Annotated in this window: 3 protein-coding genes; all 3 read right to left on the minus strand. The window is 61.7% G+C overall.

The window, feature by feature from the left end:
* Positions 1–614: cytochrome c oxidase assembly protein (locus QZH66_RS14840; protein ID WP_305806690.1), on the minus strand; the 614-nt coding region annotated here is incomplete at its 3' end.
* A gap of 10 nt (positions 615–624) precedes the next feature.
* Complete coding sequence (locus QZH66_RS14845) at positions 625–735, minus strand: cytochrome oxidase small assembly protein (RefSeq protein WP_305806691.1); 111 nt, start codon at positions 733–735, stop codon at positions 625–627.
* An 11-nt stretch (positions 736–746) separates the two neighbouring features.
* A partial coding sequence (ctaD, locus tag QZH66_RS14850; RefSeq protein WP_305806692.1) for a cytochrome c oxidase subunit I occupies positions 747–2,219 on the minus strand: 1,473 nt, incomplete at its 5' end.

Here is a 2,219-nt window from a genome sequence, read left to right on the forward strand (position 1 = left end):
GAACCCACGCCCTCCGCCCCGGAGGCGAGCGCCGCCGTGGACTGCGGTGCGGGCGGCGTCTTGCCCCCCACCTCGAAGAAGGTGTACGACAGCGTAATGGTGGTCACGTCCTTGGAGAGGCGCGGATCGATCACGAAAGCCACGGGCCATTCCCTCTTCTCGCCGGGCTCCAGGGTGTACTGGTTGAAGCAGAAGCACTCAAGTTTTGTGAAATGCGCCGCCGCCTGCGTCGGCGCATAGCTTGGAATGGCCTGGGCCGCCATGCGGCGGTTCTGCACATTCTGGAACTCGTACATGACCGTGGCCAATTCGCCCGGATGGACCTTGATGGAACGTACCGCGGGCTTGAATTCCCAGGGGCCGCGCGCATTCGCGTCGAACTCGACCGTGATGGTGCGGCTCGTATCCACCTGCGTATTGGCAGGCAGCCGCACGTCACGCCCGGCCTGGCCGTTGCCCGGCACCTGGCGCTCTGAGAGCGTCAGGATGTTGATGCCGGTCATCTCGCAGATGCGCTTGTAGATCGGGATCAACGCATAGCCGAAAACAAACATGCCGAGTGCGACGATGGCGAGCTTGCCCACCATCTTGGCGTTTTCGTGGCGAATGTTCATGGCGTGCGATTCAGCGGGTCAAGAAAGCCATCTTGACCAGGAACCCGACGAAAAACGCCGCCGCCACCGACGCTAGAACCAGCGCCATGCGCACGTTGCTTTTTTTCTGCTCGGGTGTCATGGACATGGCTCTCAGCCAATCACGCGGGTTGCCGTGGCATCCAGCTTGGGTGGGTTCTCGAAAGTATGGAACGGAGCCGGCGATGGCACTTCCCACTCCAGGCCTTCAGCGCCATCCCATGGCTTTTGCGGGGCCGTGGCGCCCTTGCCGCGCATCGCCGGCAGGACCACGAAGAAGAAGAAGTAGACCTGTGCGAAGCCGAAGCCAAAGGCGCCGATGCTGGCGATGGCGTTGAAGTCGGCGAACTGCATCGGGTAGTCGGCATAGCGGCGCGGCATGCCGGCCAGGCCCAGGAAGTGCATCGGGAAGAAGGTGATGTTGAACGAGATCAGCGACCACCAGAAGTGGATCTGGCCACGGCGCTCGCTGTACATCACGCCGGTCCACTTGGGCAGCCAGTAGTACACGCCGGCAAACAGCGCAAACAGTGAGCCGGCCACCAGCACGTAATGGAAATGGGCCACCACGTAGTAGGTGTCCTGCAGCTGGATGTCGATGGGCGCCATCGCCAGGATCAGACCGGTGAAGCCGCCGATCGTGAACACGAAGATGAAGCCGATGGCGAACAGCATGGGTGTCTCGAACGTCATCGAGCCCTTCCACATCGTTGCGACCCAGTTGAAGATCTTCACGGCCGTGGGCACCGAGATCAGCATGGTGGCGTACATGAAGAACAGCTGGCCCGTCACCGGCATGCCGGTGGTGAACATGTGGTGCGCCCAGACGATGAACGACAGGATCGCGATCGACGAGGTGGCATACACCATGGAGGCGTAGCCGAACAGCTTCTTGCGCGCAAACGCAGGCACGATCTGGCTGACGATGCCGAAGGCCGGCAAGATCATGATGTACACCTCGGGGTGGCCGAAGAACCAGAAGATGTGCTGGTACATCACTGGGTCGCCGCCGCCGGCGGGGTTGAAGAAGCTGGTGCCGAAGTGGCGGTCGGTCAGCGTCATGGTGATGGCGCCGGCCAGTACGGGCATCACGGCGATCAGCAGGTAGGCCGTGATCAGCCAGGTCCAGCAGAACATCGGCATCTTCATCAGCGTCATGCCGGGGGCGCGCATGTTCAGGATGGTCACGATGATGTTGATCGAGCCCATGATCGACGAGGCGCCCAGAATGTGCATCGCAAAGATGCTCGAATCCATCGACGGACCCATTTGCAGCGTCAGCGGCGCATACAGCGTCCAGCCAGCAGCGGGAGCGCCGCCGGGCATGAAGAATGAACCCACCAGCATGGCTGCGGCAGGAATCATCAGCCAGAAGCTGAAGTTGTTCATGCGCGCGAAAGCCATGTCGGATGCGCCGATCTGCAGCGGAATCATCCAGTTCGCAAAGCCCACGAAGGCCGGCATGATGGCGCCGAACACCATGATCAGGCCGTGCATGGTGGTGAGCTGGTTGAACAGCTCGGGGTTGACCAGTTGCAAGCCTGGCTGGAACAGCTCGGCGCGGATCATCAGCGCAAGCACGCCGCC

The organism is Stenotrophomonas sp. YIM B06876, from assembly GCF_030711595.1.
In the GTDB taxonomy this organism is placed as follows: Bacteria; Pseudomonadota; Gammaproteobacteria; order Xanthomonadales; family Xanthomonadaceae; genus Stenotrophomonas.

What these genes read in the sequence shown, in the direction of transcription:
- QZH66_RS14845 (WP_305806691.1), bottom strand. Translation starts at nt 735, where the DNA reads ATGACACCCGAGCAGAAAAAAAGCAACGTGCGCATGGCGCTGGTTCTA.